Source organism: Clostridium sp. SHJSY1, assembly GCF_031626875.1.
Taxonomy (GTDB): domain Bacteria; phylum Bacillota; class Clostridia; order Clostridiales; family Clostridiaceae; genus Clostridium.
In genome coordinates this window covers 46,554-53,129 of sequence record NZ_JANDMF010000038.1, presented here as the reverse complement: position 1 = coordinate 53,129, position 6,576 = coordinate 46,554, and the positions used below count along the sequence as shown (strand labels likewise).

General features: G+C 28.6%; 5 protein-coding genes. 2 read left to right on the top strand and 3 right to left on the bottom strand.

Features of this window, described 5'->3' with window-relative positions; all coding sequences use genetic code 11:
• The first annotated feature begins 719 nt into the window (after positions 1–719).
• Positions 720–1,217 (top strand): PTS glucose transporter subunit IIA, encoded by a 498-nt coding sequence (locus NNC19_RS16490; protein ID WP_310939767.1) that lies wholly within the window; start codon positions 720–722, stop codon positions 1,215–1,217.
• Positions 1,218–1,376: 159 nt separating this feature from the next.
• Here NNC19_RS16490 and NNC19_RS16485 read toward each other — a convergent pair whose 3' ends face one another.
• The 3 genes from NNC19_RS16485 to NNC19_RS16475 all read right to left on the bottom strand — a co-directional run bounded on the left by NNC19_RS16485 (position 1,377) and on the right by NNC19_RS16475 (position 5,155).
• Positions 1,377–3,083 carry a PTS transporter subunit EIIC gene (locus NNC19_RS16485; RefSeq protein ID WP_310939766.1) on the bottom strand — a complete coding sequence of 569 codons (1,707 nt, stop codon included), beginning with the start codon at positions 3,081–3,083 and terminating at the stop codon, positions 1,377–1,379.
• Between the two features lie 267 nt (positions 3,084–3,350).
• Positions 3,351–4,205 carry a glucose PTS transporter transcription antiterminator GlcT gene (gene glcT / locus NNC19_RS16480; RefSeq protein WP_310939765.1) on the bottom strand — a complete coding sequence of 285 codons (855 nt, stop codon included), beginning with the start codon at positions 4,203–4,205 and terminating at the stop codon, positions 3,351–3,353.
• Positions 4,205–5,155 (bottom strand): GNAT family protein, encoded by a 951-nt coding sequence (locus NNC19_RS16475; protein ID WP_310939764.1) that lies wholly within the window; start codon positions 5,153–5,155, stop codon positions 4,205–4,207. The genes glcT and NNC19_RS16475 overlap by 1 nt, the downstream gene beginning before the upstream one ends.
• Before the next feature lie 146 nt (positions 5,156–5,301).
• Between NNC19_RS16475 and NNC19_RS16470 the strand changes: the two genes are divergently transcribed.
• Entirely contained in the window at positions 5,302–6,474 is a 1,173-nt protein-coding gene (locus tag NNC19_RS16470) for an SAM-dependent methyltransferase (RefSeq protein ID WP_310939763.1), read from the top strand.
• Positions 6,475–6,576: the final 102 nt, after the last annotated feature.

Below are 6,576 nucleotides of genomic sequence, written 5' to 3'. Positions count from 1 at the left end.
AGTTTAATCTACTCAAAAAACTTACTCTAAAAGAATTGCTGGTTTTTAACTTATATAATCTGTTCAATTTTCAAAGACCAATTTGTTTGCCGCCCTCAAGCGACTTTCTTATCTTATCACCTTATTCTACACATGTCAACAAGTTTTTTATTTATCTTTTCAAACTTGATTGGCTGCGCTCCTTGGCGACGTATTCTATCTTAACACATATAATACTTGTTCTCATTCTTTTATATCTTGTTTAGGAATATAATTATCATATTTCTTTATAATTCTAATTATTACATCAAATTACGCATATCGACACACTAGGATTAGTTTCTATCAAATTCCCTTATATAGATAAATTATTCATGTCTTAATTCATAATTTATCTATATAATTGTATTTCAAATATTTCATAGTTTCCTCAAAATAATTATTCTAAATATATATTCAAAATTCCTACATATTATATATAAAAAATATTCTACATTATTGTAAATGAACTCTTAAATAAATCACTATCTAATATGCTTTATTTAAAGAATTTAGTTGACATACAATTTCCCAAATAATATAATATTAATATAGATGTGTAACTGTTAAATCAGGCATAAATTTTTTGTAGAAAAAATTTATGCCTTTTTTTATTTTAGTGAACTTTCTATTTATATTTTGAAAATAAAGTAATAAATGATGAAAGGATGTGAGTAATCCTGTTTTTACAGGATGACCTTATGTTTGGATTTTTTAAAAAGAGAAATAATAAAGAAAAAAAAGCACCTCAATTAGTTGCAGCTGTAAATGGAAAGGTGGTACCTTTATCAGAAGTACCTGATCCTGTTTTTGCACAAAAGATGGCTGGGGATGGTGTTGCTATAGATCCAACTGGAGATGTAGTTGTAGCACCAGCAGATGGTGAATTAGCTTTAGTATTTAATACAAAGCATGCTTTTGCATTAACTTTAGACAATGGAATTGAACTTCTAGTTCATATAGGTGTTGATACTGTTTCACTAAATGGTGAAGGCTTTGAGCAGCTAGCTCAACAAGGAGCTAAGGTTAAAGCTGGTACTCCAATAATAAAAATTGATAGAGAATTTATTAAAAGTAAAGGTTTCTCATTAATGACTCCTGTTTTAATAACTAATCCAGATATTCTAACTTCTATCGACCCAATAGAAAACATAGACTCTGTTGCAGGTGAAACGCCAATAGTTAACTATATCATATAATAATAACAAAAAGCTTTCTGTGTCATTAGAAAGCTTTTTGTTATTTAAAATTCATATAAAAGTATCTTTAATCATATAAAAAGCCAAGACAAGTTTTTTAACTAAAACTTGTCTTGGTAATTTATTATTAGGTTCAAAGTTTATCTATGTATAATTTAATTAATCAATTCCTAATATTGAATTAATTTCACTCTTATATCTATCTGCTTTTGCTCCAAAGATAGCTTGCATTCCATTACCTACTTCAACTACCCCTGCAGCTCCTAATCTCTTTAATTCATCTTTATCAACTTTTGACTTATCAACAACTTCAATTCTAAGTCTTGTTATACAAGCATCTACACTTACTATATTTTCAGCCCCACCAAATGCTGCTAAAACTAAAGGTGCCTTTTCTACTATTTCATTTTGAGTTCCTTTATTTCCAACTTTACCATCTGCTGAATCTGCATTAAGTCCTTTTGCTTTTTGGTAGTCAGCCTTTGAATAAAGTCTTGTTTCTTCTTCATCATCTTCTCTACCTGGAGTCTTTAAGTTCAATTTAGTAATCATGAAGTAGAATAAGAAGTAGTAAATCACTGCATAAACTAAACCAACTAATACAATCATGTACCAATGAGTTGGAACTCCTGCTCCTGCTGGAAGTATCCCAAATAATGAGAAGTCAATCAATCCTCCTGAGAAAGTCATCCCTACAAATACGTTTAATATATCCATTAACATGAATGATAACCCAGCTAACACACAGTGAACTCCATATAATACTGGAGCAACGAATAAGAATGTAAATTCTATTGGTTCAGTAATACCAGTAAGCATTGCTGTAACACCAGCTGATATTAATAATGATCCAACAACTTTCTTTTTGCTTGGCTTAGCTGTTTTATACATTGCAAAAGCTGCTGCTGGTAAACCAAACATCATGAATGGGAACTTACCTGCCATAAATCTTGTTGTACCACCAACTACTGTTGACATAGTATCAGATGATGCTCCAACTAAGTCTCCCATACTTGATAATTGAGCAAAATAAGCTGTATTTGCACCAGCAATTGTTTGCCATGCACCATTAACTAATACCTTACCTTCAACAAATGAACTAAACCAGAATGGAGTATAGAATACATGATGTAATCCAAATGGAATTAATGCTCTTTCTATAATTCCATAGAAGAATGTTCCTATAGGACCAGCTGCTCTAACTAAGTCAGCTACACCTGCAATACCATTTTGAACTACTGGCCATACAAAAGCTAATACTCCTCCAACTATTGCCATAGTAAGAGATGTTATTATTGGTACAAATCTAGAACCTGAGAAAAATCCTAAAACTTGTGGCAATTGAATTGTATGATATTTATCATGTAATATTGATGTAATTATACCTGTTATAATACCACCAAAAACTGACATATTTAATGTAAATATACCAAGGCTTTTAGTAACATAAGTTGCATATGCAGCTTTGCCAGGGTCTGTAATATTAGTTGCATTTAAAACTCCAAGTTGAGTTGCACCTAACCCAAGTAAAGTTGAAATAGCTTGATTCATTACTATAAATCCAAATACTGCTGCTAATGCTGCTGTACCTTTATCCTTTTTAGCTAATCCTACTGCAACACCTACTGCGAACAACAATGGAAGGTTCCCAAAAATAATGTTACCGATATCATTCATTACAGTTAAAATTGCAGTAATAGCTGGAATTGTAACAAAAGATATAAGTGGTCCATATACAGATGGTGGATTGTCTAATTTTGCTATTCCTAAAAGTGCTCCACCTATTCCTAGTAATATACCCGCTATTGGTAAAGCTGCTATTGGTAACATTATTGCTTTACCTATTCTTTGTAAAAATTTAAGCATTGATAATTCCTCCAAATCTTTATAAATATTAATAAAAATTTTTAGTAAAGGGTTCTTTATATTAAGCTGGCCAGCTTAGATATCAGATTTTAAGTAATAAAAAAAGACTTCAATAATAACTTATTATGCCCTACACATTTTTTAATATGCAAAACACATCTAGTTATATTAAGTCTTGCCTGCATTACCAGTGACACCTTACTTATTAATTTATGACATAATAATACCATATCATTTTCTCTTTGTAAAGGTTTAATAGGATTTTTTTTATTGATTTAAAGATATCCTAAAACGTTCGATATGAATCGTCAAAAAAGTCACCTCATCATCCTTTACTTTAACCTTTAATTCATTACCTATTATATCAGCAACTTCCTTTGCTATTTCATAAGATTCTTTATATGTATTTTTGATAATTTCCCCTAATTGATTATCAACATTTTTATTTTCTAATATTCTTTGTACTGCAAACTTAATATGAGTTAAAAATCTAGCATAATCTAAAGATTTTCTATCAATTTCTATATTTAACCTATCTTCTACATGTTCGACTATAGTGCTACCTAAATAATTATTCTTAAGTGTTTTTGATAGATTTCCATTGTTTATTGCTGAATGTATATGTAATGCGATAAATCCAACTTCATCATCTGGCATACGAACTTTTGCATACTTTGCAACTCTATCTGCAACCATTTTGGCAAGACTAAATTCTTTTGGATATAATGTTTCAATTTCAACTAAAAAAGGATTTTCAATCACTTCTTCACTTTTCATCCTCTTAACTGCAAAGAATAAATGATCTATAAGTCCTACATGTATACTCTCATTTAATTCCTTATTTATTTGTTTTGCTACTTCATATATGCATTCTTCACACAAAGCAAAAAATTCTTTATCAACCTTATCAATTATGTCGTAAAAATTAGCTCTATTATCATTATCTTCTATAGTGAATATCTTATCTACCTGAGTTCCTTTTTTTATAGCAGTTCCTGGTTTCTTGCCAAAACCAATACCTTTAGCAAAAAGTATCTTTTCCTTATTATCAGAATTTACCAATACAATATTATTGTTAAAAACTTTAGAAACAATCTCATCATGCTTAAGCTCTATATTCATTATCCCATTCCTTTCATATGTTTACTCGTAATATAATAAGTTATATGATCTCTCCACTTCCCATTTATAAATAGATATTGTTCATTTATACCTAATTCCTTGAATCCACATGCCTTTAATACATTTTGTGACTTTGTATTTTCTACTAACGCAGATGCTTCTAACCTATGAAGCTGTAATTCTTCAAAAGCATATTTTATGGCTAATTTCACAGTTTCCTTCATATATCCATTACCTTGCTCATTTTTATCTATAGAATATCCTATTGTAGCACTTTTAAATATACCATTAACTATATTAGATATCTTTAATTTTCCTATAAGCCTTTCATTCTTAAAGATTCCAAAATCCACAGTAGTACCAGTTAAAAATTGTCTATAACTCTCACTTAATATTTCCCTTTGAGCTTCTAATGTATAATATCCATTATCTCTCATTGGTTCAAATGTTCTTAGATGTTCTCGATTATCAATACAATACTTCAATAACACTTCTGCATCTTCAGGTGTTAATAACTTTATCATAATATTTTGAGAATATAATTCCGCTAGATTATTTCTCTTTCCTACATTGTAATCTATTCTAGTTATTCCCATAGCTATTTCATTATGATATTCCCCTTGATAATAAATATTATCAAAAAATACTCCTTCTAGAGTAAATCCTAAGTCTAAAAATACTGATGTCATTATTGTATCTGCAACATAAACATTTACTTTATTTATGCTTATATCTTTAAATATAGCCTTTAATATTAAGTTTAATGTTTCTTTCAACAATTCATAGTCATCATCTCTATAGAATTTTAACTTAATGCTACATTTTTTATTTTCTTCATCTAAATCTATAATTGTAAATCTACCAATATTTATTTTATTTTTATCTCTTATTACATAATCTTGTTTATTGTCTAAGCTTCCTGCAATGCTTACACATTGTTCTTGCAACATAAAGTCATCTCCCACTTCCATCTTGTAACTATAATTATATATTATATCTTAATAATTCAGCAATACTATGATTACTATTGCTATTTAATTCTATTATGCTTATATTAGTTTATGGTATAAATTTATTATAAAGGATAGGTGATAATTTGAATAAGCAAAATATATCTAAACTGAATTTTTTCTTTTTAGGACTCAAAAATAAATTTGTTGAAAATAATGATTTATTTAAAAGTATAAATGTTGTATATACAACTGGATTAAAAAATTTCAAAGGAATTGGTCTATATGATAATAATAAAATAAATTATAACTTCAATGGAATAAGTTCATCCTACTCTATAGAAGACCTTCTAAATAACATATGTAAAGAAGCAGAACAATACGACTCCTTAACATTAACTTATTGTGAAAGAGGTAGTGTCATAACAATTACTGCTGATAACAAAAACGTAAAAATGACAACTAAAGAAAACGAACAAATTGAAGATACAGATAAACATGATGATACCTCTACTTTATTAAATAGAAATTATTTAATAAAAGTTAGAAAGGCTAATCCACTTCTAAAAGCTATAGGAATTATGAGCAAAGACGGTAAAATATTAAATGATAAAATTAGAAAGTACAACCAAATTGATCATTATGTTGAACTTATTGATAAGGAATTAGATGCACTTCCTAAAGATAAATCTCTAACTATTTTAGATTGTGGATGTGGAAAATCATATTTAACTTTTGTTTTAAATTACTATTTAACTGAAGTAAAAAAAGTAAAGTGTAATTTTATTGGTATAGATATTTCAAAAGAAGTAATAAAAACCTCTAAATCCATAGCTAATGAACTTGAGTATAGAAATATGGAATTTCTTGCAATGGACATAAAAGATTACAAACCAAACAGAAAAATAAATATGGTTATGTCATTACATGCTTGTGATACAGCTACTGATATGGCTCTTGCCCTTGGAATAAAAGTTAAATCTGATCTTATCATCGCTGTCCCTTGCTGCCATAGAGAATTACTTAGTCAGTATAATTATGAGCCATTCAAATCAATAACAAAGTATGGAATATTAAAAGCAAGAATGGCAGATGCTTTAACTGATGGTATGCGTGGTCTTATGCTTGAAGCCAAGGGATATAATGTTTCTATAGTAGAATATATTTCTCCTCTAGAAACTCCAAAAAATCTTATGATTAGAGCTCAAAGGACAGGTAAAGAATCTTCTAATAAATTAGAAGATTATAAATCATTATGTAAGTCATTAAATGCTAGTCCAGCTTTATCTAGATTTCTAGAAGAAAAATGGAAGTCTTAAATTAACTAATCTTTCTAGTTAGCATATTCTTCACCATATATATGGTGAAGAATATTACCATACAAGAATATATATTCTGTAGAATATTACCATATATATTCT

Bases quoted from the DNA above. Each gene is read 5' to 3' on its own strand.
- glcT (WP_310939765.1), bottom strand. From the start codon at position 4,205: ATGAATATAGAGCTTAAGCATGATGAGATTGTTTCTAAAGTTTTTAAC.
- NNC19_RS16490 (WP_310939767.1), top strand. From the start codon at position 720: ATGTTTGGATTTTTTAAAAAGAGAAATAATAAAGAAAAAAAAGCACCT.
- NNC19_RS16485 (WP_310939766.1), bottom strand. From the start codon at position 3,083: ATGCTTAAATTTTTACAAAGAATAGGTAAAGCAATAATGTTACCAATA.
- NNC19_RS16475 (WP_310939764.1), bottom strand. From the start codon at position 5,155: ATGTTGCAAGAACAATGTGTAAGCATTGCAGGAAGCTTAGACAATAAA.